General features: G+C 20.6%; 27 protein-coding genes and 1 tRNA gene. 12 read left to right on the forward strand and 16 right to left on the reverse strand.

From position 1 onward, the window contains the following. The 4 genes from VAMP_RS06895 to VAMP_RS06900 all read left to right on the forward strand — a co-directional run. Positions 1 to 1,473, forward strand: a 1,473-nt coding sequence (locus VAMP_RS06895; RefSeq protein ID WP_213348293.1) for a site-specific DNA-methyltransferase, incomplete at its 5' end; no start/stop codon positions are given. Between the two features lie 26 nt (positions 1,474 to 1,499). Continuing rightward, entirely contained in the window at positions 1,500 to 2,531 is a 1,032-nt protein-coding gene (locus tag VAMP_RS01010; RefSeq protein ID WP_213348296.1) for a DNA-binding protein, read from the forward strand. A 7-nt stretch (positions 2,532 to 2,538) separates the two neighbouring features. Then, complete coding sequence (locus tag VAMP_RS01015) at positions 2,539 to 3,003, forward strand: Fic family protein (protein WP_213348298.1); 465 nt, start codon at positions 2,539 to 2,541, stop codon at positions 3,001 to 3,003. Positions 3,004 to 3,120: 117 nt separating this feature from the next. Next, positions 3,121 to 5,685 (forward strand): DEAD/DEAH box helicase family protein, encoded by a 2,565-nt coding sequence (locus tag VAMP_RS06900; protein WP_338032118.1) that lies wholly within the window; start codon positions 3,121 to 3,123, stop codon positions 5,683 to 5,685. Positions 5,686 to 5,806: 121 nt separating this feature from the next. On the opposite strand, the gene VAMP_RS01025 is transcribed toward VAMP_RS06900, so the two are convergent. Then, positions 5,807 to 6,691 (reverse strand): BspA family leucine-rich repeat surface protein, encoded by an 885-nt coding sequence (locus VAMP_RS01025; protein ID WP_213348302.1) that lies wholly within the window; start codon positions 6,689 to 6,691, stop codon positions 5,807 to 5,809. 211 nt (positions 6,692 to 6,902) lie between these two features. Between VAMP_RS01025 and VAMP_RS01030 the strand changes: the two genes are divergently transcribed. Genes VAMP_RS01030 through VAMP_RS01045 form a run of 4 tightly spaced genes read left to right on the forward strand, consistent with a single transcriptional unit; the run spans position 6,903 to position 10,043 of the window. Beyond that, the gene (locus VAMP_RS01030) at positions 6,903 to 7,928 is read left to right on the forward strand and encodes a preprotein translocase subunit SecA (RefSeq protein WP_213348305.1); all 1,026 of its coding nucleotides are present in this window, start codon (positions 6,903 to 6,905) and stop codon (positions 7,926 to 7,928) included. Between the two features lie 41 nt (positions 7,929 to 7,969). Then, a complete protein-coding gene (locus VAMP_RS01035; protein WP_213348307.1) occupies positions 7,970 to 9,004 on the forward strand; it encodes an SPFH domain-containing protein in 1,035 nt (344 codons plus the stop codon). 1 nt (position 9,005) lies between these two features. Next, a complete protein-coding gene (gene speD / locus VAMP_RS06905; RefSeq protein ID WP_213348309.1) occupies positions 9,006 to 9,335 on the forward strand; it encodes an adenosylmethionine decarboxylase in 330 nt (109 codons plus the stop codon). A gap of 39 nt (positions 9,336 to 9,374) precedes the next feature. Further along, a complete protein-coding gene (locus VAMP_RS01045; RefSeq protein ID WP_213348311.1) occupies positions 9,375 to 10,043 on the forward strand; it encodes a hypothetical protein in 669 nt (222 codons plus the stop codon). 134 nt (positions 10,044 to 10,177) lie between these two features. Here the strand turns inward: VAMP_RS01045 and VAMP_RS01050 are convergent, their stop codons facing one another. From VAMP_RS01050 to VAMP_RS01075, 6 genes are read right to left on the reverse strand one after another with little or no spacing between them, the layout of a single operon-like run. Then, entirely contained in the window at positions 10,178 to 10,513 is a 336-nt protein-coding gene (locus VAMP_RS01050; RefSeq protein ID WP_213348313.1) for an Hsp20/alpha crystallin family protein, read from the reverse strand. 27 nt (positions 10,514 to 10,540) lie between these two features. Then, a complete protein-coding gene (locus tag VAMP_RS01055) occupies positions 10,541 to 11,119 on the reverse strand; it encodes a YdbT family protein (RefSeq protein ID WP_213348315.1) in 579 nt (192 codons plus the stop codon). Positions 11,120 to 11,137: 18 nt separating this feature from the next. Continuing rightward, entirely contained in the window at positions 11,138 to 11,911 is a 774-nt protein-coding gene (locus VAMP_RS01060; RefSeq protein WP_213348317.1) for an ABC transporter permease, read from the reverse strand. Positions 11,912 to 11,940: 29 nt separating this feature from the next. Next, positions 11,941 to 13,236 carry a hemolysin family protein gene (locus tag VAMP_RS01065; RefSeq protein WP_213348319.1) on the reverse strand — a complete coding sequence of 432 codons (1,296 nt, stop codon included), beginning with the start codon at positions 13,234 to 13,236 and terminating at the stop codon, positions 11,941 to 11,943. A gap of 37 nt (positions 13,237 to 13,273) precedes the next feature. After that, positions 13,274 to 13,912 (reverse strand): signal peptidase I, encoded by a 639-nt coding sequence (gene lepB / locus VAMP_RS01070; RefSeq protein ID WP_213348326.1) that lies wholly within the window; start codon positions 13,910 to 13,912, stop codon positions 13,274 to 13,276. Between the two features lie 23 nt (positions 13,913 to 13,935). Further along, on the reverse strand, positions 13,936 to 14,337 hold the full coding sequence (locus VAMP_RS01075; RefSeq protein ID WP_213348328.1) for a single-stranded DNA-binding protein: 402 nt from the start codon (positions 14,335 to 14,337) through the stop codon (positions 13,936 to 13,938). 129 nt (positions 14,338 to 14,466) lie between these two features. On the opposite strand from VAMP_RS01075, the gene VAMP_RS01080 reads away from it, so the two are divergent. Continuing rightward, positions 14,467 to 14,550, forward strand: a tRNA-Leu gene (locus tag VAMP_RS01080). Between the two features lie 19 nt (positions 14,551 to 14,569). Here VAMP_RS01080 and VAMP_RS01085 read toward each other — a convergent pair. From VAMP_RS01085 to VAMP_RS01110, 6 genes are all read right to left on the reverse strand, one after another. After that, positions 14,570 to 15,160, reverse strand: a complete 591-nt coding sequence (locus VAMP_RS01085; RefSeq protein WP_213348330.1) for an HD domain-containing protein — start codon at positions 15,158 to 15,160, stop codon at positions 14,570 to 14,572. A gap of 12 nt (positions 15,161 to 15,172) precedes the next feature. Beyond that, the gene (locus VAMP_RS01090; RefSeq protein ID WP_213348332.1) at positions 15,173 to 15,892 is read right to left on the reverse strand and encodes a DUF58 domain-containing protein; all 720 of its coding nucleotides are present in this window, start codon (positions 15,890 to 15,892) and stop codon (positions 15,173 to 15,175) included. 18 nt (positions 15,893 to 15,910) lie between these two features. Continuing rightward, positions 15,911 to 17,167 (reverse strand): UDP-N-acetylmuramoyl-L-alanyl-D-glutamate--2,6-diaminopimelate ligase, encoded by a 1,257-nt coding sequence (locus VAMP_RS01095; protein WP_213348334.1) that lies wholly within the window; start codon positions 17,165 to 17,167, stop codon positions 15,911 to 15,913. Positions 17,168 to 17,291: 124 nt separating this feature from the next. After that, positions 17,292 to 17,579 (reverse strand): HU family DNA-binding protein, encoded by a 288-nt coding sequence (locus VAMP_RS01100; RefSeq protein WP_213348336.1) that lies wholly within the window; start codon positions 17,577 to 17,579, stop codon positions 17,292 to 17,294. Positions 17,580 to 17,788: 209 nt separating this feature from the next. After that, positions 17,789 to 18,340, reverse strand: a complete 552-nt coding sequence (locus VAMP_RS01105) for an RNA polymerase sigma factor (protein WP_213348337.1) — start codon at positions 18,338 to 18,340, stop codon at positions 17,789 to 17,791. 53 nt (positions 18,341 to 18,393) lie between these two features. Beyond that, the gene (locus VAMP_RS01110; RefSeq protein ID WP_213348338.1) at positions 18,394 to 18,849 is read right to left on the reverse strand and encodes a hypothetical protein; all 456 of its coding nucleotides are present in this window, start codon (positions 18,847 to 18,849) and stop codon (positions 18,394 to 18,396) included. A 409-nt stretch (positions 18,850 to 19,258) separates the two neighbouring features. Here VAMP_RS01110 and VAMP_RS01115 point away from each other — a divergent pair, with 409 nt between their 5' ends. Together VAMP_RS01115 and fmt are read left to right on the forward strand one after the other, a co-directional pair. Then, positions 19,259 to 20,278 (forward strand): hypothetical protein, encoded by a 1,020-nt coding sequence (locus tag VAMP_RS01115; protein ID WP_213348339.1) that lies wholly within the window; start codon positions 19,259 to 19,261, stop codon positions 20,276 to 20,278. A gap of 64 nt (positions 20,279 to 20,342) precedes the next feature. After that, positions 20,343 to 21,491 carry a methionyl-tRNA formyltransferase gene (fmt, locus tag VAMP_RS01120; RefSeq protein ID WP_213348340.1) on the forward strand — a complete coding sequence of 383 codons (1,149 nt, stop codon included), beginning with the start codon at positions 20,343 to 20,345 and terminating at the stop codon, positions 21,489 to 21,491. A 37-nt stretch (positions 21,492 to 21,528) separates the two neighbouring features. Here fmt and VAMP_RS01125 read toward each other — a convergent pair whose 3' ends face one another. Beyond that, on the reverse strand, positions 21,529 to 21,720 hold the full coding sequence (locus VAMP_RS01125; RefSeq protein ID WP_213348341.1) for a DUF308 domain-containing protein: 192 nt from the start codon (positions 21,718 to 21,720) through the stop codon (positions 21,529 to 21,531). A 112-nt stretch (positions 21,721 to 21,832) separates the two neighbouring features. Between VAMP_RS01125 and VAMP_RS01130 the strand changes: the two genes are divergently transcribed. Continuing rightward, positions 21,833 to 22,756: a PHP domain-containing protein gene (locus tag VAMP_RS01130; RefSeq protein ID WP_213348342.1), complete on the forward strand. Its 924-nt coding sequence runs from the start codon at positions 21,833 to 21,835 to the stop codon at positions 22,754 to 22,756. Here the strand turns inward: VAMP_RS01130 and VAMP_RS01135 are convergent. Next, positions 22,753 to 23,697 (reverse strand): glycosyltransferase family 2 protein, encoded by a 945-nt coding sequence (locus VAMP_RS01135; protein ID WP_213348344.1) that lies wholly within the window; start codon positions 23,695 to 23,697, stop codon positions 22,753 to 22,755. The two genes, VAMP_RS01130 and VAMP_RS01135, sit on opposite strands and share 4 nt — an antisense overlap. 154 nt (positions 23,698 to 23,851) lie before the next feature. Next, positions 23,852 to 24,935 (reverse strand): hypothetical protein (locus VAMP_RS01140; RefSeq protein WP_213348346.1); only part of this gene is annotated, 1,084 nt, incomplete at its 5' end.

The following is a 24,935-nucleotide window of genomic DNA, read 5'->3' on the forward strand; positions in this document are numbered from 1 at the left end:
AACAAAGACAAAGAACTTAACAAAAAAAGATGATTAGCTGAAGATACTATTACAGACAATCTTATTATCAAATGAAATAATTTACTTGATTTGCATTCATTAAAAAAACAATTTGCTGGTAAAATAAAATTGATCTATATAGACCCACCTTATAATACTGGAAATGATAGTTTTGGTTATAATGATAGATTCAATCACTCAACTTGGCTTACTTTTATGAAAAATAGACTGGAAGTTGCAAGAGAATTATTGAAAGATGATTGAGTTATATTTGTGCAATGTGATGATAATGAACAAGCATATTTAAAAGTTTTGATGGATGAAGTTTTTGGTAATGAAAATTTTGTTTCTGATATAGCTGTTAGGTCTTCAACTCCTAGTTGATTAAAAACAACACACAAGGAAAAAACTATAATTAAACAAAGAGATAGTATAATTTTTTTTACAAAAAAAATAAATTATTTAAGAATAAATCCACAGTATTATAGAAAAGAATATTGGGATAGTCATTATATGTATTTTTTTGATAGAGATAATAATGAAGTTTTAAAATTAAAAGATATTTTACTTAAAAAGTGATTAATTAGTAAAAATCAAAAATTAAATAATCTAAATATTAATGATATTAATTTCAAAGAATTTTATAAAAAAAATAAATTAAATATTTTTAGAACTGCACCAGAAATGCCAGAAAAGATAAAAAAAGATTCTAAATTAAATCCTAACAAAATAATTGAATATTGAAATGAAAATCAAAAACAATTTGCTTGGAATGGTAATAGAATGACTTTTATAGATAAAGCAATGAAGATTGTTGATTGAGAAGAAGTTTTAGCAAACTTATTGTGTGATTTTTGGTGAGATATTGATTTTCAAAATACACAAAATGAATGATGAGTGAGTTTAAAATCTTGAAAAAAACCAGAAAAATTATTACAAAGAATAATAGAACTTTCAACTAATCCTTGAGATATAGTCTTGGATTATCACTTATGAAGTGGGACAACTACTGCCGTTGCTCACAAGATGCAAAGACAATATATAGGAATAGAACAAATGGACTACATACAAGATATTACAGTTGAGAGGATGAAAAAAGTTATAGAATGAGAACAAGGCTGAATTAGTAAAAATATAGATTGGCAATGATGATGAAATTTTGTATATATGGAAACTATGGAATCAAATCAAACTTTTGTAAATAATATAAAATCTACTGAAGATAAACAAGAACTTATTAAAATATATGAACAAATCAAACAAACTTGATTTATAAATTATAATATCAATATAAAATCAATTGATGAAAATATACAAGAATTTGAAAACTTGAGTATAGAAAATATGAAAAAATTCTTGATATCATTGCTTGATAAAAATCTATTGTATGTAAATTACAGTGAGATAGAAGATGAAACTTATAATGTAAGTAATGAAGATAAGAGGTTGAATGATGAGTTTTATAATAATTAGAATTTTTAAAAAATAAAGAATTAGTTATGAAAAAAGAATTAGTAAATTCAAAAATTGATAGACAAAATATTTTAAATAATAATCTTGCAATAAATCAAATTCAAGAGCAAATTTGAATGAAATGATTTAAATTTGAATGAAAAATTTGGTTTACAAAAGAAGAAGTAACTAACTTTTTTGAAGTTACAAGAAAAACAATAGATAATTATTTAGAATCAAATGAAGAAGAATTAAGAAAAAATTGATATGAAATTTTTACAGGAAAAAGGCTTAAAGAAGCCAAAGAAGAGTTTAAGAGGGAAATTGATTACCCTCTATTTTGACAAGAAAACGGCTTATTAAAGGCAAAATCTAATTTATGAATGTTTGACTTCCGTAGTTTTTTAAATCTCTGAATGATTTTAAAAGAAAGTAAAAAAGCAGTTAAATTAAGACAAATAATTCTTGATATTACTATTGATACAATCAATAAAAAAACTTGATGAAATACAAAATATATTAATAAAAGAGATATAGAATTTTTAGAAAGTTCTTTTAAATGAGAAAATTATAGACAAAAATTTACAGATGCTTTGAAAAACTATGTAGATATGTGAAATATTAAATATCCTATTTTTACTGATAAAGTATATGAAGTTGCTTTTTTAGAAAAAGCTAAAGAATATAAAAAAATATTAAATTTAAAAGCCAAAGATAATTTAAGAGAAACATTTTATACTGAAGTTTTAAATGCTATTGCTTGTATAGAAAACTGAATTGCAGATGAATTGGAAAAAAAAAGTCAAATTTTATGAAGAAAATTAAATCAAGTAGAAACAGAAGATATATTTAATGAAGTTTGAAATAATTCATTTTTAAAACCACAAATTGAAGACATTAGAAATAAAATGGCTAGTCGTGATTTATGTTTTAGAGATGCTTATCATAATAAACTTGAAAAATATATTAGTGAAGTTTGAATTGAAGATTTTGAGAAATTTATTTGAGAAAAAAGTAAAGACTTTGAAGAAATATTGAAAGATACAAGTGATGTTATTAAAAGATTAAAAAATAAATAATATGATTATGAAAATAAATTATCCTGATATAGACAAATTGATAGAGTTTCATTATAAAATAATCCAACTTTGATTAGATAAATGAGAATGATGAAGTTTTGGTTTTTTATGATGAAAAGATAAATCCGATTTAAATAGTATAATTGAATTTATTAAAAATGATGATCATTATCCCAAATTAGAAGATAAAATCACTCATTTGATGTTTTCTATAAATAAAAATCATATTTTTGTAGATTGAAACAAAAGAAGTAGTATTTATTTTTCAGCTTATTTTTTATCTTTAAATATTTCTGATAATGATTTAGTAAAAAGATATATTAGAGAATTAGAAGATATTACAGTATATGTAGCAGATAATAAAATTTCTAAAAATTTATTATGAGAAATAATAAATAGTATATTAAATTATGAAGAATATAATGAAGAATTAAAACTAAAAATTTTTAATTCAATAAATTTAAAGTGGTAGTTGCAAAAAATACAACAACCAATAAACAAAAAATGATATGACTTGTTTTATTATTATTAAAATAACAAAATGCAAAATCAACAATTCCTATATCAAAAACTTAACACACTCTCAGAGATGTGAGCTTTAAAAAAAGATATTCCACTTTATATAAATTCAAATTTAAATCCAAATTTTGAAATAAGAGATTATCAAAAAGAAGCTTTTGCAAGATTTTCTTATTATCTTAATGATTTTCCAAATAAAAAAATACCTATTCATTTACTTTTCAATATGGCAACTTGAAGTGGTAAAACTTTCATAATGGCAAGTTTGATCTTGGAACTTTATGAAAAATGATATAGAAATTTTTTGTTTTTTGTAAATTCCACAAATATTATTGAAAAAACAAAAGATAACTTTGTAAATAATAATTCATCAAAATACCTTTTTAATCAAAAAATAAGTTTTGATAATAAACAAATAAATATTAAAGAAGTTGATAATTTTACAACATCTCATACTGATGATATAAATATAAAATTCACTACAATACAGTGATTACATATGGATTTAACTTTTCCAAAAGAAAATGGACTTACTTATGAAGATTTTAAAGACAATAAGATAGTAATACTTTCTGATGAAGCTCATCATATAAACAGCACTACCAAAAAATCAAAATTAAATAAAACTGAAGAACTACAAAAGTCTTCTTGGGAGCAAACAGTAATGAATATATTAAAATCTCATAAAGATAATTTACTTTTAGAATTTACTGCAACAGTTGATTTACAAAATGAAAATATAGCAGAAAAATATCTTGATAAGATTATCTATAAATATGATCTAAAACAATTTAGACTTGATGGTTATTCTAAAGAGGTTGATATTCTCAAAGCTGATATGGAACAAGATGATAGGATATTGCAAGCAATTATACTTAGTCAGTATAGGTTGAAAGTAGCAGAAAAAAATAGAATTTACTGTAAGCCTGTAATTTTATTTAAAGCTCAAAAAACTATAGCAGAAAGTCAAACAAATCTTGAAAACTTTAATCAACTTATAAAAAACTTGAAAGTAGAAGATTTGGAGAAAATACAAAATACAACAAATGAAAAAGTTTTATTAAAAGTATTTAACTTCTTTGAAGAAAATAATCTATCTTTGCAAGATATAACAAATGAATTAAAGCAAGATTTTGCAGAAGAAAATTGTATAAGTGCAAATGATGATAAGCAAGCAGAAAAAAATCAAATCTTATTAAATACTTTGGAAGAAAAAAATAATAGAATAAGAGCTATATTTGCAGTTCAAAAGTTAAATGAATGATGGGATGTATTAAACCTTTTTGATATAGTAAGACTTTATGATTCAAGAAGTAATGTGATAGATAAAAAAACTTGAAAAGTAAAAGTATGACCCCAAACAATGTCAGAAGCACAACTTATATGAAGATGAGCAAGATATTTTCCATTTACTACAGATAAAGCTATTTGAGAAAGTAAATATAAAAGAAAATTTGATAAAAAAGATGATGAAGAATTAAAGATACTTGAAACATTTTATTATCATACAAGTTTTGATAATCTTTATATTACAGAGATTAAACAAGCATTGAAAGATACTTGAATGATGGATGAAGAAGAAAAAAAAGACTTTACAATAAAACTTAAAGATAGTTTCAAAAAATCTAACTTTTATAAAAACTGATATATCTATACTAACAAAAGAAAAGAAAAAGATAATCAAGAAGTTTCAAGTTTGGAAGAAGTATGAATGAAAATAGAAAGATTTGAATTTACTCTTCATACTGGTAAAAGTTGAGCAGTTCAAGTTTTTGAAAGTAGTGAAAATCCATCTTGAGAAAAGATAGAAAAAGAGCCTAAAAGTTTTCAAATCAAAGATATAGATATAAGAATTATCAAAAAAGCAATACAACAAAATGATTTTTATAAATTTGATAACTTAAAAAAATATATATGAAAACTTAAAAGTATTGAAGATTTTATAACAAATTATAGATATCTTTCATCTAAAAGAATTGATTTATATAGTTCAAAAGATGTTTTAGAAAATTTAAGTAATGATGACTTATTAAAAGCAGTGTCTTCATTATTAAAATCTATGGAAAATGAGATAAAACAACAAGAAACAAAATATGAATGAACTACTATGTTTGATGCAAAATCAATACAAGAAATGTTTAAAGAAAAAACAATAAAAGTATCTTCTTATGAAGATTATACAAAAAATCAAGATTGGTTTGTCTTTGATAAAATAACCGCAACTAGTGAAGAAAAGTATCTTGTAGAGCTATTTGAAAAGAAAATACAAGAATTGAATGATAAATATGAAGATATATATCTAATAAGAAATGAAAGACATTTTGCTATATATTCTTTTGAAGATGGTGATAGATTTGAACCTGATTTTGTTCTATTTATGAAAGAAAAACAAACTAAAAAACCTTTAACTTATCAAATATTTATAGAGCCTAAATGAAGTCAGTTTAAAGATGCAGAATGATTATTTTGAAATTCAAAAGAAGCTTGGAAAGAAAAATTTTTATCTTGAATAGATGAAAAAGCAGAAATAATAGATTCTAATTTTGGTAATTATAAATTGATATGATTGCCTTTATATAATAAAGATTTAGAAAGTGATTTTGAAGAAGCTTTTGATGATAGATTTGGTAAATAATTTATTTTTGATATAAATTTATAGTATAGAGAATATTTTATATATAGAAAATATGTAATAAATTTTTTATTTAAGTCAAAAGAAAAATATTAACAAATAAATAGTAAAAAAATTAATATATTTATTTACAATTATTTAAATTTGGTATTTTTCATTGTGTTAATCATGAATTTTTATTAAAATCAGAACAATATTTTGCATTTTTAAGATTCCAAGAACTTATATCTCTATCAAATTCTATAGCTCAATTAAATATATAACTTATATTATCTACATCACTTACATCCCAATTTCATATATTTTGATTAAAAGAAATTGCTCATCTAAACATATTACTCATATTTTTAACATTACTTACATCCCAATTTCATATATTTTGATTAAAAGAACTTGCTTTTCAAAACATACTATTCATATTAATTACATTACCAACATCCCACTTTCATATTTCTTGATCAAAAGATCTAGCTCATCTAAACATATTACTCATATCTTTTACATTACTTACATCCCAACTTCATATATGAGAATTAAATAAATTATTTCATCTAAACATATTACTCATATTTTCTACATTACTTGTATTCCATTTTCATAAATATTGACTAAAAGAACTTGCTCACCTAAACATATTACTCATATCTTTTACATTACTTACATCCCAACTTCATACATCTTCATTAAAAAATTCTGCTCAATATTTCCAATCTTCAAATAATCATTTTTCAAGTTCATCAAATCATGACATATCTTCAATATTACTAGTACATGCCGTGCTTAAATCTTTTCATTGTTTTATCCATTCTAATAATATTCATCTATTTATTACAGTATACATTTTTCAATTTAAAACTTTTGTTTCCAAAGTATCTTTTCATCTACAATAAATAATTCAATCATTTTCTTCCCAAGAATTATTACTAACATTACTACTATTACTATCATTAGAAATTTTAAATAATAACATTATAATAATAATTATTATTATTAATGCTTTTTTATTCATATTTTTTATATAATTACTATAAATAATTTAATCATAGATTTTAAAAATGTATTAAAATAAATTGATATATTATAATATTAATATTTATTTTTTCAAGCTAAAGTTGCTATTACATAAAGTAACAGTTAGTTTAGTTTATTAAATAACTTGCTTTTTTTTATTAAATTATTATAATTTATATATATTTAATATTGAAATTAAATATATATTTATGAGCAATACAAATGTTATAGAAAAAGAGGATATAAATCAAATTCAAGTAATAATAAATAAAAAACTTGAATGAGGTAGTTTGGAAATAATTGAATTAGATAAAAATGAAGTAAAACAAATAGATGATACTTTTGATAATATTAAAGATTTTAGAAGTTTATGAGAAAAAATAACCTCACCTGTAGATAATATAATTAATGAAACATCAAAAGTTATAAAATCTGATTTAATTATGAATACATCAAATAAATTAGAAACAGTAAATTATGATATTCAAAAAGTTTATGAAAAAATAGTAAATGAAGATTGAGCAATTTTAAGATTTTTGAAATCTATACCATTAATAGGTAATATTATTTCATATTTTATGAAAAAAAAATATAATATGAAAGAAATTAAATGACAAATAGAAAATATTTTTTCTTGATTTGATCAATCTTATGAAAGTTTAAATAAATCTATTTATATACAAAAAAACTTTTTGGATAGTCTAGAAAAAAATCTTTGAAAAATAAATAATTATCAAAAATTTATTGATAAAAGATTAATAAATCTTGAAGAAAAATATAAAAATGAAATAGATAAAGATCAAAAAGGAAAATATAAAGTATTTATTGAACAAGTAGAATATTTTTTACAAAATATAAGAATTCTTATAGGAAATTTGGAACTTGCTAGGAAAAGAATTCTTACAAGATTAGATTCTACAATAAAGCTTTCTTTATCTATGAATAATTCAAGACCTATATTTAAAACAATTATTAATGTGGCAATCTTGGAAACAAGTTGACAACAAGCTCTTGATGCAAGTTCTAAATATATGGAAGCAATGTGAAATGCTTTGGAAAGTATATCAGAAGATATACTTGAAGATAAAACTGAACATAAAAATGTTGAAGATAAAAATGAAGATAATTCAAATAATGAAGATAAATTAGTTGAAAATGTAAAAAAACTTAAAAATAATTTTGATGAAATTGAATGATACAGAAAAGAAATTGTAAAACAAACTCAAGAAGTTTAAAAAAAATTTATTAACTAAATAATTAAATAAAAATGTGATTTATGGACTTTTTTTGATGACAATTTATTGATATTATCAATTGGGAAAATCCTGAAGAATTTCTTCTTGTTAAGAAATTTGATAGACCATTAGATGAAATTAAAAATAATTCTACTTTGATAGTAGATCCTTGATATGCAGCTATATTTGTACATAATTGAAAAATAGAAGCTATACAAGATACACCTTGACAATGGACATTAGATACTGAAAATATTCCTTTTATTACATCTTTCAAAAATATACTTAGATGACTTGAATCTCCAGATAAAGCTGCTGTATATTTTTTGAAAACAACGGAAATAAGTAATCAAAAATGGGGAACTAAAAATCCTGTAAAATATGTAGATCCTGTATATAATTTTCCTATTAAACTTAGAGCTTTTTGAAATTTTACATTCAAAATATCAAATATAGAGTATTTTTGGACTCAATATATATGAACAAGAAACGAAGTTACAGTTGATGAAATAAAAGCTACTATTGTAGATAGAATGTTACAACTTATAACAGATTCTTTTGCTGAAGTATGATTGTCTTACAACAACATAGATTCAAATAGAATGGAAATAGCTGAAGAACTTTTCAAAAAAGTAAATGATAATATATGAAATTTATGAATTCATCTTACAGATTTTAGAATAGAAGATACAAACTTTAGTGATGATACAGAAAGATTAATTGCAAAAATAGCAGAACAAACTGCAAATGTAAATACTATAAATCAATTACAAAATGTTAATCAACAAGCTATGCAAAATTATAAAACAACTAGACAACTTGATGCTATGGAAAAAGCAGCTGAAAATGAGTGAGCAGCTTGAGGTATGATGTGAACTTTTGTAGGAATGAATATGGGTAATCAAGCTAATGCTATGGGTAATATCAATGAACAAGATAATTATTGACAAAACAATAATTCTTGACAAGAAAGTTTGGAAGATAAATTAATGAAATTAAAAAATCTTCTTAATAAAGAACTTATAAGTGAAGAAGAATATAATGAAAAAAAGAAAGATATATTAAAATGATTTTAAAATGAAATATAGACCAGATTGAAAACAATTTATAGCAGATATATGGTTTGAAGATAATATACCAAATATAGATAATTTTGTTCAAAAAATTACAAATTGAGTAAAACTTAATATAGTAGATAAATATTCTTACAATTTTTGAATTTGAGAAACTATAATTTATATATTATCTGAAAGCCATTTTGCTATACATACATATCCAGAATATAATTATATATCAATTGATATATACACTTGTTGAAAATCAAATCCCTATGATGCAGAACAAATTATAAAGGAAAGTTTTTCTGTGAAAAAAATAAATATACATAAATTACAAAGATGAATATAAATAATATTATTTTAATATATTAAATTAAATTATATAAAAATGGAAATTACTTGTCCATCTTGTTGAGCAAGACATAATATACAAGCAGGTATGCTATCTGTTGTTTGTGAATATTGCAATAATATAATGAAAATTGAAAGAGATGAAGTTGTAGAAACTTGACAAAAAAGTTTTATATTACCATTTCCAACAGTTTTTGATGTTTGAAAATATTTTTATGTTATAGAAAATAAAAAATCAAACGATAAATTATTTTGAAAAAATGTTGAATATATATCTGATAAAGAACTTTATGAAAGAAAATTAAAAGATTATATAGCAAAATTATATGTATATTGACAAATAAGATATACAAATGATGGCTGATTTTGGGATGATTGGTTTGTAAGAATTTTGGAAAATAAAAAGGATATAGATAGAAATAAAAATTTTGTAATTAAAGAAAATGAATGACTTATAAATATACAATATATATCAAAAATACAAGAAGATATAAATCATGAAATATTTAGTAAATCTGTATGATTAAGTTATAATGGTTATTTCATACAAGAAATATGAACTGCAAGTATAGAATGATTTAAGTGAGATTTCCCTTTTTTTGTAGATAATCAAGATAATAGTAAATATGTTGATTTAGTTGCACAAAATACAACGGCAGAATACAAAATCATATGAAATAATACTTTATTTTTACAAGGAATTTAAATTATCAAAAATAAATTTAAAAGATCGGGAATATAATTGTTAGTAACAATATAAATATTTATTATACAAAAATTAATTCTAAAAAAAATAGGGTAGTTAAACATAACTCTATTTTTTTATTATTATAAATAATTTTAATCTAATTCTATTTTTAATTTTTCTGGAATAATTATTTTAGGAACTATTATTAATAATATATTTTCTCAAGTGAATTTAGTTTGTATTTTATCAAAATAAACATTTTGAGGTAGTGGTATAGTATTACTAAAAGATCATCGAAAACATTCTTGTTTAACTGCTTCTAATGTATCTTTCAAATCTGGCAAAACTCTCTCTCATTTTATAAAAAGATCAGTTCTTTCCAAAAAAACTTCTATACTTTTTTTATTTACTCATCACAAAGGAGCTATAATAACAATTTCTTGTTCTGAATCATAAATATCTATAGGTATATCTATCTTTTCTGACATCTAAAAGATTAATTAATTAAAAAAACATTATTTATTATTATAAATACTTATTACATTTTGTATCTGCAATTTTAAATTATCAGGATCTTTTACATAAAAAATGTGTATATCTCAAGTACTTGAACTATCTCATTCAGACAAAAATTGCATATTACCATAATTAAATATACTTCTCAATATTCAATTTTTTTCTACAGATATAGTTTTTAATTTTCTAACACTAATACTAACAGAATCTCTAGTAAACATTCAAGTTTGATCATAATGAATAATATCATCAGGAGTAACTATAGTAAAATCCATCAAATAATCCATTAATTTTTTTAATAATTTCCATCAATAAATAATAAATGATAAAAGAAATATAATTAAAAAAAAGTAAAATTTGATAGAATTTAATGAATCATCAGAAAAATCTATAATATATCAAATATACAACCAAATTGAAATCAAAAAAATATATAAAAAAGATGGTATTAAAATATATAATATAAGATATATTTTATATCTAAAAAATAATAATACATTAGATTTTCAATATTTTTTAGTATATTCTTCATATAAATCATAAGATAAATTTGTATCAAAACTTGATAATATTTTCATTAATTTAATAATTAATTATTAAAACTCTTTTTTATTGAAAATAAGTATAGCGAAAAATAAAATAATTACAATATAAATTAATGATACAAAAACAGAAGAAAGAATATGTAAAGGAGAATAATATGAAAGATTAGGAGAAAGTAAAAATTCTTTCATACTTAAATCTTGAAAATTTGGAAATAAATAATAAACTACATTAACCAAATAATATTGAATAGAATCTTTATCTATTTTGGATAATTCAATTAAATAAAATTTAACAAATGATGTACTATGAGAAATAGTATAAACACAAATACTTATTAATAAACTAATAAAAGGTGAAGTAAATGTAGAAAAGAAAATTAATATTGAAAGTAATACTAATATTTTAACAAAACTAAGACCTATTGAATACAAAAAATTAATATCAAAAGGAATTCAATGCAAAAATATAACTAATAAAAAAGCAATACTTAATATTAAATATACTAATAATAATATTCAAGAAAATCATAAAAATTTACCCAAAATAAATTTTGCTCTAGAAGGTGATTTTGATAATATTAATAATATTGTATTTTTTGATAATTCAGAATATAATAATGAAGATCATAAAAATATAGTAGAAATAAGTCAAAATATTTCTATCAAAGATAGAGAAAAATCAATTATTATCTTTTCTGATTCAATAAAAGCTAAAGAAGACAATACAATTGTAAATAAAATAAATCAAGTTGCTACAAAAAGCATTAAATACATTATTTTATTTCTAATAAATTCTTTGAAAGTATTTTTTGATATAGTAAACATTATATTATATAATATTATAAATAAATTATTTATTTAAGAATTGAAGTATAAAGAACTTTTACTTTTTCTATTTTATCTCATGATTCATTAAGTTCTATAACTTTAAAAGTTAGAGTATCTAACTTAACTATTTCTCATTTTTTAGCAAAACTTTTTAAATAAGTAAGTATAATATAACTTATCATATCTTCTTCTCAAATTTTATCTTGTAATTCATCTGGAATATTAAAATTTTGAATATTAAAAGACATAATAATTTCTCTAAGTAAAACATCTCACCTAACTATCAATTCATTTACTCAAACTTTAACGATATTACTTTCTTCTTTGGAATCAGATTCATCTCTAATATCGCCCAACATATCTTCCAAAATATCTTCAAAAGTAATAATTCAATCAGTTCATCAATATTCATCCATAATTACTGCAAAATGATGTCAAGTTTTCTTCATTTTCAAAAAAACATCAAAAACATTTGCAGTTATAGGAAGTTTAAATACAGGTCTTAACTTAAGATCTCATATTTTTTTCTCCAAATTATTTAAATTTATAGAATTTTTTAACATTTCTCTAATATTCAAAATTCATATAATATTATCTTTATCTTCTTCATAAATAGGAATTCTAGAATATGGTTTTTCCAAGACCATTTGTATTGCATCTTTAAGTTTTGTATTTGAACAAATAGCAAATATTTCGGTTCTATGTTTCAAAATTGAATCTACACTTCTATTATTAAAATCAAAAAGATTTTTAACAATCATACTTTCTATATTTGAAAATATTCACTGTTTTTCTCATTCATCTACAAATATTTCTACATCACTCCTAGAAACACTTTCATCGTTTGTACTAACTGATTTACTTATTAAAGTAGTTAAGAAATCAAAAAATATAACAAATGGGAACAATATTCTAGATAAAAAATCTATAAAAGGAGATATAAAAAGTGCATATTTTAAGTAATATTTATTTGCAAAAACTTTAGGAACTATTTCACCAAAAAACAATATCAAAGTAGTAATCAAAACAGATATAGCAAAAAATCAAATCGCTCAAGATATAGCAAATGATTTTACAATAATATCTCAAATACTTGATGCATAAATTGTTAATATAACATTAACTAAATTATTTCATATAAGAATTACTATCAAAGTTCTACTAGAATTCTGTCTTAATTTCAAAAGCAATCTCGCTAATTTTGAATTAGAATTAACAAGTTGCTTTATTTTATAAATAGGTGAAGACATTATAGCAATTTCTGATGCTGAAAAAGCAGCAGACAAAAATAACAATAAAACAATAATTATTATTTCAGACATTTATTTTAATATATTTTAAAAAAAACTTAATATTTTATTAATTAAAAGTAGAAAAATCTGGAAATATCCTTATAGAAACTTTTCACAATATATCTTCTTTTGTAAGAAGATGGTCTTGAGAATCATCACTAAAACATCAAACACCAAAACAACATCTAGAATCTGTACTTTCTTGTCTATTATCTCACAAAACATAGTATGATCAACTACTAACTTCAAATTCATCTATTCAACATTCAGCAAAAGTATTTCATTCATTAACAAGATAAGGTTCATCCAACTTATAACAATTTTCTCATCATCCATCATTATTATCACAAATATAAACATATCAATCTATTAATTTTACAGTTTCTCAAGGCATACCAACTATTCTTTTAATATAATTAATACTTCTAGATGGAGGCAAAAAAACTACTATATCTCATCTTTGATAATCTGAAAACCTTGGAGAAAATTTATTTACAACAATAAAATCACTTTCCTTAAAAGTAGGATCCATACTTTTTCAAACTACAGTAAATGGATTAAATAAAAATATTCTTATAATCAAAACAATTCACAACACAAAAACCAAAAAAGCTATAATATCAAATATATCTATTAAAAAACTTTTTAATGTTCTTTCTTTTCTTTCATTATTCTCAATAATATCTACTATTTCATTATCATGCATAGATTAATATGTATTTATTATTTTTAAAAAGGAAGATCTTCATCATCTTTATTTTCATTATTTGATGAATTTCATTTATTCAATCATTGTCCTGACTTTCAATCCAACAATATAACATTATCCGAAACTATTTCAGTAGTATATCTATTATTTCAATTTGTATCTTCCCATTTCTTTGTTTTTAATCTTCATTCCAAATATACTTTTTTACCTTTTTCAGCATAATTTCAAATTATATCTGCAAGTCATCAAAAAGCAACACATTTATGAAATTCTGCTTCTTCTATAGTATTTCATTCACTATTTTTATATCTTCTATTAGTTGCAATATTAAAATTTACAACTGATACTCAATTTTCTCAAATTTTCTTTAATTCAATATCTGTAGTAATTCTTCAAATTAACATAACTTTATTTAAATCCATAATAATATTATTTATAATATAAATTATAAGTCTAAAAATAAACATTTTTATTAAAAAATCAATTGATTTTTTAATAAAAATATGTATATATGTAATCAATGTAATAATTACATTAAAAAATAATATTTTGCCCAGATGGCGGAACTGGTAGACGCGGTAGACTCAAAATCTGCTAACCTTATGGTTGTGTGGGTTCAAGTCCCACTCTGGGTAATTAGTAATACTACTAATTTTAATTTAGTAGTTTTTTTATTGCCAAAATATTTTTTTGTAATTGTTGACTTCTTTCTTTTCTTTGTGTATCTGTATAAAATACTGTATTACAAAGTAAATTATAAATAGTAAGATTTCGATCTTGATCAGAAATTTTTTTTCAAGTAATATTTTGTAATTCTTTTTTTACTAAATCTCATTTTTCAAAAAAATCCTTTCTTCAAAGATTATCTAAATCACTATCTTTCATAATTTTTTCTAATATATTTTGTGGTTTAATAATAGGTTTAGTTACTATTATTATAGATTTTATAATATCTATTCTATCTTTTGGATAATTATTCTTTAATAAAAAATCTTCACACATTTTACTAGAAAGTTCTTCATGATTTTTAAAATCATATTGGTATGCAACATCATGAAAAAAAATAGCTATAAAAATTATTTCAGATAAATCATCATTTATTCATTCTTTTTCAATAAGATATTTTGCTCTATCATAAACTTCCAAAATATGCTCCCAACAATGATAATAATATCAATTTTTTTTATTATCTTTCATAATTGATTCTACATAATTTTTAGATTTAAATACAATTTCTGTAATCATTTTTAAATTATATTATATGTCATAAAATATTTTTTCAAAATTATCGTTTTTTAAATTTAAATTAAATTTATTATAATTTAATCATTCCAAATTTGAAAGAGAAAATCTAAATAATATAAGCTCATTTTTATATTGTAAATATTTAATAATTTTTTTATCATTATCACTTAATAAAAGAAAATCTGAAAAAATTATAATTATTCTTTTTTTATTATTTCACTTTTCTTTAAGTAAAAAATCAGAAAGTTTTGAAGTATATTTAAATCAAAAATTTGGAAAACTAAAAACTTTATATCTTGGTATATTTCAATATATTAAATTTTTAACTTTTCTTCACAATCAAATATTATTTCATATTTTTTTATAATTTATTTTATTTCATGAAAAATATGAAACAACAATATTTGATTTATATTTTCTTGAAAAAAATAATAACTGTTCAAATATAGAAAATATTTTTTCCTTTACAACATATTTTCAATTATAACCACTCCAATTTTTATTTATATCAAAAAAAACTAATATTTCTGCTTCTTTTGGTTGTTTATATAAATTAACTATTAAATCTTTTGATTTAGAACTTAACTTCCAATTTATATGTCTAATATCATCTCAAACTGTATAAGTTTTTGTATCCTGCAATTCAATTCAATCTCATTTAAAGTATGAATTAAAATCTCATAATATTTTTCAAGATAATAATTTTTTAAATTTATACTCAAATATATTCATATTATAATATAATTATTTTTAAAGTCAACAAACATATTCTTTATCATTCCATTTTACTTTACCAAAATTAGTAACTTGTATTTTTTCATGTCATTTTCAAGCAAGCAATATTATATCTCAAGAATTTGATATTTCATTTGCCAAATCTATTGCATTAGCTCTATTAGGAATAATATAATAATCATTTCATAATTTTCTATTTACTCATTTTGATATTTCATCAATTATTTGATATTTATCTTCAGTATCAGGATCATCATCAGTAATGATAACAACATCACTTAAATTATCAACTTTCTCTCACATTTGTGGTCTTTTAAATTTATCTCTATTACCAGGAGCACCAAATACTGTAATTATTTTTGTATTATCTGAAATTTCTTTCAAAAAAGTTAAAACACTTTCTAATCAATTTGGAGTATGAGCAAAATCTATAAACCAATTTTTATTATTATGAAATAAATACTCCATCCTACCACTTAATGGTAAAAAATTTTCCAAAGAAACTATAATATCTTCTATTTTTATTCAAGAAATTAATCAAGCACTAAAAGAAGCTAGTATATTATAAACATTAAATTTACCAAGTAAGGAAACACTAACAGGATATGTTTTTCAAAGATAAAAAACTTCAAAACTAGTTTTATCAAAATTTAATTCTATATTATTTGCTTTTATTCAAGCATTAGTATTTATACTAAAATCAATTGATTTATCAAATCATATATCTTCATACCAAATTCTTCATGTTCTATCATCTTTTGGAAGAACTGCCAATTTTTCATTTTTTGAATTCAACAAAATGGAATCAAATAATTTCTTTTTTGTTTCAACATAAGTTTCAAAATCACCATGATAGTCCAAATGTTCTGGAGTAATATTTGTCAAAATTCACATATCAAATTCAACTCATTCAAATCTATATTGATCAAGTCAATGAGAACTTACTTCCAAAACTGCATATTTACATCACTTTTCTTTTGCATAAGCAAGAATTTTTTGTAATTTAAAAGGATTTAAAGAAGTCATTTTGGAATTATTATCAATTTCTTCATCTCATATTTTTATTGAAATTGTAGTTACCAATAAAGTTTTTCATAAATTATCATTATATATTTTATGTAACAAATTACAAGTAGTACTTTTTCCATCAGTTCAAGTTACTCAAACTATAAACATACCTTGAGAAGGTTTTCAATTAATTATAGTAGCAATATTTGCTAAACTTTTTTTATATATTTTATAAAATATACTTTTTCTCAAAAAATCTTTCATTTTATTTTTAATTTAAAATTAATATAAAAAATATAATTATAACTATATATAATGTTATATATTTTTTTTTCAATAAAAAAAACTCCAAAAATACATTTGGAGTATAAAAATAAACAATAAATTTTTATTTAATAGCTTTTTTAAATTCAGCACCAGCTTTAAAAGTAGGAAGACTCATAGCTTCAATCCGTATTTTTTCAGATGTTTTTGGATTCCTACCTTCTCTTGCTTCTCTTTTTGATTTCTTAAAAGTACCAAAACCTTGTATTCTTACTTCTTCTTCTTCCTTAACACCTTCAATTATACAATCAATAAGTGTATTAAGCATATCAGCTGATAATTTTTTGGAAACTTTATGATCCAAATCTCACAATCTATCTGCAAGTTTTGATATCAACTCTGTTTTTGTCATCATTATTATTAATATAATTAATATATATAAAATATACTGTTATTATATATTCAAAACTATATTTTTCAATACTTTATATAAAAAGTATATTATATAATAAATTATTATAAAACGGTTAAATACAGTTAAAATCTAATGTTTCTAATAAATAAATATATAAATTAAATTATCTAATTGACACATAAAATATATTATATATAATATGTTTTTTATTTTAATTTAGATTTTAACTTATTTATAGCCCTTGAAGCCCTTTGTCTTACATTATCAATACTAATTCAAAGTATTGTAGAAATTTCTTTATTTGATAATTCTTCAACATATTTTAAATGAATAATTTCTTTTGATAAATCATCAAGATTTTTTATTTCTTTATTAATCAAAGAATATTCGTAATCAGATTGTAAAATATTTAAAGATTCTGATTCTTGTGAAACAAGATCATTAATATCATTATCTTTTCATAAACTTGCATATTCATCTAATTTAAAATTTGATCATTTAAAATAATCTTTCATAGTATTTTTAAATACTGTCCAAACCCAAGAATTTAAATTATAATTAGTATTATATTTTCATATTCAATTCCATATTTTTAAATAAAAATCTGATATAATATCATAAATTTCTGAATCAGAAAGAAAATAATTTGATTTTAAATAACGGAAAAATATATCAATAGATTTTAAATAAAATTCATTAAATGCTGATTTATCTTTTTTTATAAGTTTATCTATAAAATCATTTGAAAAATTAAACATTTTATATTTTATATATTAAATTATAATTTTTGTATACAATAAAAAAATTGAAACTAAAAAAATTTTTTATTAGTTTTTTTATTTTCATCAGTTTTTTCTTCGTTATTTGATGATTCAATATTAGTTCAATCATCATATTCAAAATTTCTATTTTGTAAATCTTGAATTAAATCTATTATATTTGGATCATAATGAGCAATTTTTTCCAAAAGCTCAGCTGCTAATTCTCATCAAACTCTAACAGCATATTGATATTTTGATAATTCTCAAACAACATTTTTTAAATCATAATTATCTTGTCTTGCTTTTTTTATAGAATCTAAAAGAACTTCATTTTGAGCTTCATATTCCTTTTTTTCATGTTCAATCTTTTCCATTTCTTCTTTTAATTTATTATTGGAAGAACTAAGATTATTTACAATATCTCTCTGACCAAACTGATAATAAAAATATAAATATCAAATTATAAGTCCAAAAGAAAAAGATAAAATTAAATATACTATAATCATAATTAAAATAAAATTTATTAAAATAATAAATGTTTTATATTTATATAAAATATTATTTCAATAGATTTTACTATATATAAAAAAATTAATAATTTGTTAAATAAATGTTAAATAACAAAAAATATATTAATATAATTTTTCAATATTTTTTCAACAATTTAACAAATAAAAATATTTATAATTCAGTATTTTACTAAACTACAAATTTTTAACAAAGATAATATTATTATTTTTATTAAATAAATTTATTATATATATTTTTATATATAAAACAAAAAAATAAATATGTGTATAAATACACTTAAAAATAAATATATTGACATTTTTTATATAAAATATACTTGAAAATAAATTAAAAAGTATTATAAGAAAGATAACTTGTTTTATATTTTATTTAAATATTTTATATATGAAATATACCAAAATATTTTTTTATATTTTTACAGTTTTATCTATATTTTTTTGATTTACAAATTCTATTTTTTATAAATTTTCTCATTTTCCTGCCAACAATTTTGAATTTGAAGAATTTTATGAAAAAAATTATAATATATTAAAGTATTCTTGAAATACTAATGGTTCAAGTAATAAAAAAATTAATTTATCAGATATACAAGATGTAATTAATTCTTTTCCTTATATTTGATATATGCAATATACTTATTATCAAAGATATTGATTTGAAAATACAAAAGATAATAATTTAGATTTAACTAATTTACATAGAACTAAATTAAATTATCCAATTTTTTCTATAGCATATGAAAAAAATTATATTAGTTTCATCTCAATTAATAATTTAAATGATCAACAAATAAATACAATTTGAGAAAAATATCAGTTTGAATCTTGATCTATAATAAGTAAATATCTTGATGACTGGTTTATAATTAGACAAAATTCACCCAAAGATGTATCATATGTATATGAATATGAAAAATATTTTGATATATTGCAAAAATTTATTGAAAAAAATTTAGTAAATTATCAAATATGACAAAATCCATTTTGATATCATGAAATAAATGATTTTTCAGATAATATAATTCAAATTTGAACATTAAAAAATAATAAGTTAAATTGAATAATATTAGATCTTAAAAAAAATATGCCTTGAATTTTAGTTTCTGTTGAAAAATATTGACAAAATTATTTAAGAGATGAAATTATGATGCAAAATATACAAAATCTTTATTTTAATGTAAAAAAATATAAAGAAACAATGTGATGATTACCTCAAGATTTATGAAGTTTAAATCCTAATTTTTTGGATATTACAAGTTTTAATGATTACTATCATAAATTAAAATTTACAAAAGAAAGTAATTTATGTTATAGTGCTTGATTTATTCCAAAATCTAATGATTTCAAAAGATTATTTTCATTTGAAATAAAATGAGAATATTGGATGTCTTATGTTTGTTATTAATTTATTTTTTTATTAAATTAATTATTTATATATAATAATATTTATTAATTTTATTAATAAATTATTGGCAAATTTTGTAATATTTTTTATAAAAATATATCAATATACAATATCACCTGATAAATGAATAGCATCAATTTGGTTAAAATGAAAAATATGTATACATACTCCTCATTGTAGTAAATATAGTATACAAGTATTAAAAAGATATTGATTTTATCCTTGAATAATAAAAGTTATGGAAAGAGTTTCTTCATGCCATCCTTGGAATGATAATAAATATGATCCAGCATATTTAAAAACAGTTTTTTTTAGTAGTGCAGAAATTTGAGTTCCATTTTTGGAAAAATTAAATAAAGATAAAAGATATGAAATAAGTGCTATAATTACACAACCTGATAGACCATACGGTAGATGACAAAAAATAAATGAAAATGTAATAAAAAAAACTGCTAAAAAATTAAATATAGAAAATATATTAACACCAAATAAAATAAATCCAAATACTTCACAAGAATGAAAAGATTTTGTTGAAAAAATTAAACAAATAAATCCTGATATATTTATTGTTATTGCTTATTGAAAAATAATTCCTATACAATTACTTAATATTCCTCATAAATGACCTATCAATATACATTGATCATTATTACCAAAATATCGTGGTGCATCTCCTATTCAATCTGTTTTTTTGAATGAAGAAGAAAAAACATGAATTACATTGATGAAAATGGATGCAAAAATGGATACATGAAATATAATAAAACAAATTTCTTTTGATATAAAATTTAATTGGACTGTACAAGATATAATTGAAAAATTTATTGAAATCTGACCAAAATTTGTTTTGGATAATATACGAAAATATTCAAAAAAAGAAATTTGAGATATTAAACAAGATGAAACTAAAGCTATATATTGTAATAAAATTATTAAAGAAGATTGAAAAATTGATATTTTTAATGATTCTATTGAAAATATTTACAAAAAATATAGAGCATATAAATTATGGCCAAAAATATGGTTTGAACTAAATAATAAAAGATTTATTATAGAATATTTGCAAATAGATCAAAATAATTTTTATTTATATAAATCATTATCAATTTTGGACAATGAAAATTTAAATAAATCAATATTAAATATTAAAATAAAACCTGAATGAAAAAAATCAATATCTTGGAAAGAATTTAAAAATAATTATATAAATTAATTTACTAAAATAATTATTTTTTGTATTTAAAAAATATTTAATCTTTATGTATTTTAAATCAAGCTATATGTACTCATTTTTCTTTTGCTTTCTTTTTGAGAAAAAAATATCAAATGATCATACCTATTCAATTTATTATAATTCAAATTCAAATTAAATAAGCTACTATTTCAGGAAATATAATTATAAGAATACCAAAAATTATCATAAATATTCAATATATAATCATAGTTTTTTTAATATATTTAAGTTGATAAATTCTTGTTTTTGATTATAAATTGATTATACATATATATGAAATATATTCAAGATAAAATTTATAATAATTAATTTATAAAAATATGATACATTTACATTGACATAGTCATTATAGTTTATTGGAAGCTGTTGGTAATCCTTCAAAAATAGTAAATAAAGCAAAAGAATTAAATATGGAAAGTATTGCTATTACTGATTATTATGGTATGTATTGAATAATTGAATTTTATCAAATAGCAAAAAAATCTTGAATTAAACCTGTAATTTGAGTTGAAATAAATTTTACGGAAGATTTTGATAGATCATGAAGTGATTGATTTACTAGTTTAGTTTTGTTAGCAAAAAATAATGAATGATATCAAAATTTAATGAAATTAGTGAGCTATGCAAATATTAATTGATTTATAAATACACCTAGTGTAGATTTGAAATGAATAAAAAAATATAATGAATGATTGATAGCTTTTTTTGGTTGAGAAGAGTCACAAATATGAAAAATGATTTTAAATAATGAAAATGATGATTTTATCAAAGATAAAATAAAATATTGGAAAGATATATTTGGAAATGATAATTTTTTGTTGGAAATAATTGCTCAAGATGAATCAAAAAATAAATATCTAAAAATTGTAAATAATAAAATTGTTGAAATAGCAAATATTACAAATACTAAAATGATAGTAAATAATAATTTTTGTTATATAGAAAAATCTGATAAAGATGCATATGAAGCATTAATTAGTATTAAAGATTCAAAAGCATATCAAGCTTGAAATATAAAATGAGATTTTCATATAATGTCAAAAGAAGAAATTGAAAATATTTTACAAAAAAATTGATATACTGATGAAATTATTAAAAATTTAATAAATAATAATATACAAATATCTCAAAATTTAAATGTAGAAATGGATTTATGAAAAATTCTTTTTCCAAATTATGAATCTGATGATAATATAAAAGATTTATATGAATCATTAAAAGATATTTTAGTAGAAAAAAATTAATATTTTAATCAATCGTATAATCACTTAAAAACAGATTTTATAGTATACCGTTTTTTTTCTTTTACAAAAAATAATATAAGAAATAAAAACCATATAGTCTGAATTCATAATCAAAATATATAAAAAATTATTTTTGATATAAAGTTAGCATTTTGTTTAATTAACATAATTCTATTTCTAGATTTTTGATATGCCATATTAGGTTCTCATATAAATGATTTTTCTGCTTTATTTTTTGGTCTTTCCATATGATATATTTTTAGTTCATTTGAAACATATATTTTATATCAAGCATTGCTTAATGTCCAAGTAAAATTAAGGTCTTCATAAACAAAATTGAAATATTCATCAAAAGGATGTTTTTTAAAAATTTCAGTCTTTGCAAAAATTGAATTTCATCATATCATTTTAACTTTTTTAAATTTTTTATTTTTATTGTAATTTAAAACTACTTTCCCAAAAAATGGATTTAAAGATTTAATTCCTTGTGATTGAATTATTCAGGTTTTTCTATACATAACTGTTGGACAGAGAATATTTTTTTCAAATTTTGTTTTATTTATTTCTGTTTTATTATTTAAATATTTATATTCAGATAAAGTTTTTTTAAAAAAGTCTTTTTCAAAAACATTATCATCATCTATGATATATAAATACTCAGTTTTAACTAATCCAATACCAAAATTTCTTACATAGCTTACTCAATTATTTGGACAGAAATTATAATTAATATTTGAAACTAATTCTATTCTTCAAAAAATATTATTATCTATATTTTTACTTAAAAAATATTTGGAAACATTAAATTCATCTTTTGATAAGAATTTATCAATAATTATATAAACTTTTTGAGCTAAAATATCTTGTTTGGAAATACTTTCTATTATATCTTGTAATTTTGATATATTTCATCTTGATGGAATAACTACTGAAAAATTCATTTTTTATAAATGATTATATATATAATATTGAATATATATTTAATGATTTATTATTTATTTTCAAGTTTATTTTATATTTACAGATTTTTTATTTTCAAAAAAAAAATTACTCAAAATAACAATTTTTGTTGTTATCTAGAGTAATTAAATATATTTAATAATTACTTCTTACATTAAACATAGTTTGTAAATTTATTTGATACTTTTTCAATGTGTCAGAATTTACTCTTCATGCCCAAGCTCATCAATAAAGTTTAGCTTCAATATTTAATTTTATATATGGATTTATTTGAGTTCAGTCTTCATTCCAAGATAAATTTGGATTCTTGCTTGGATATATTGCCAAGTTCCAATCAGTTATTGTAATTTCATTTGAAAATATATTTACCCAACCATCATCTTTATCATCTGGTAATTTATAATCAGAATATGCTCATCAAACAGAATCACCACTACATTTGAATCATAAACCATAATCGCATGCCCAAGTATCTATTTGTCAATCATACATTCAAGGAGAATTTAGATCAAAATCATGTTTTTTACCAGCATCAAATCATCTTAATCTCAACATTTGAAGTGTATACAATTTATTTGTATCATCATCTATACTTCATGAATTATTCCGATCACCAGTACCTACCAAAGCTCTTCTTATCAAAATTCTCTGGTCTCATGCCTTATTTTTTAGATATATTTCTTGAACATTTTTATTTTTAAATAGAGAATCAGGTCAATGTCATAAATCCAAATCATCATCATCTCATACTGCTCATCATGTACCACTTACATTATCTCATACATCCATAAATTGTCTAGCATATTGTCAATAAGATTGAGGTTTTCATACTAAATCAGTATCATTCCAACATCAATTTCGATCTTCTATACCATCACTAGACGACCACTCACTTAAATCATCTTTCTTTCATCTGTAAATTTTATTAGGATCTGGAACTGTAGTATTAATACTACTACAATGATATAGTTGCCAATTATTTCAATCAACTCAAGTTTGCCAATTTTTATTTCCGTAAGCAGTAAAATTATCACAATATCATTCACTATTAACTCAATTTGGTGATCAAGTCCAAACAAAACTATCTCATCATCATCATCATCAACTACATCATACGATAGATCTATTGAAATATTCTTCATAATCTATAGTAAAATCTGATACTACAGCATTTAATCTCTCTAGCATAAAATATGTATTTTCAGTAAGAGTTTGTCTA

Source organism: Candidatus Vampirococcus lugosii (assembly GCF_018420025.1).
Lineage (GTDB): Bacteria > Patescibacteriota > Gracilibacteria > Absconditabacterales > Absconditicoccaceae > Vampirococcus > Vampirococcus lugosii.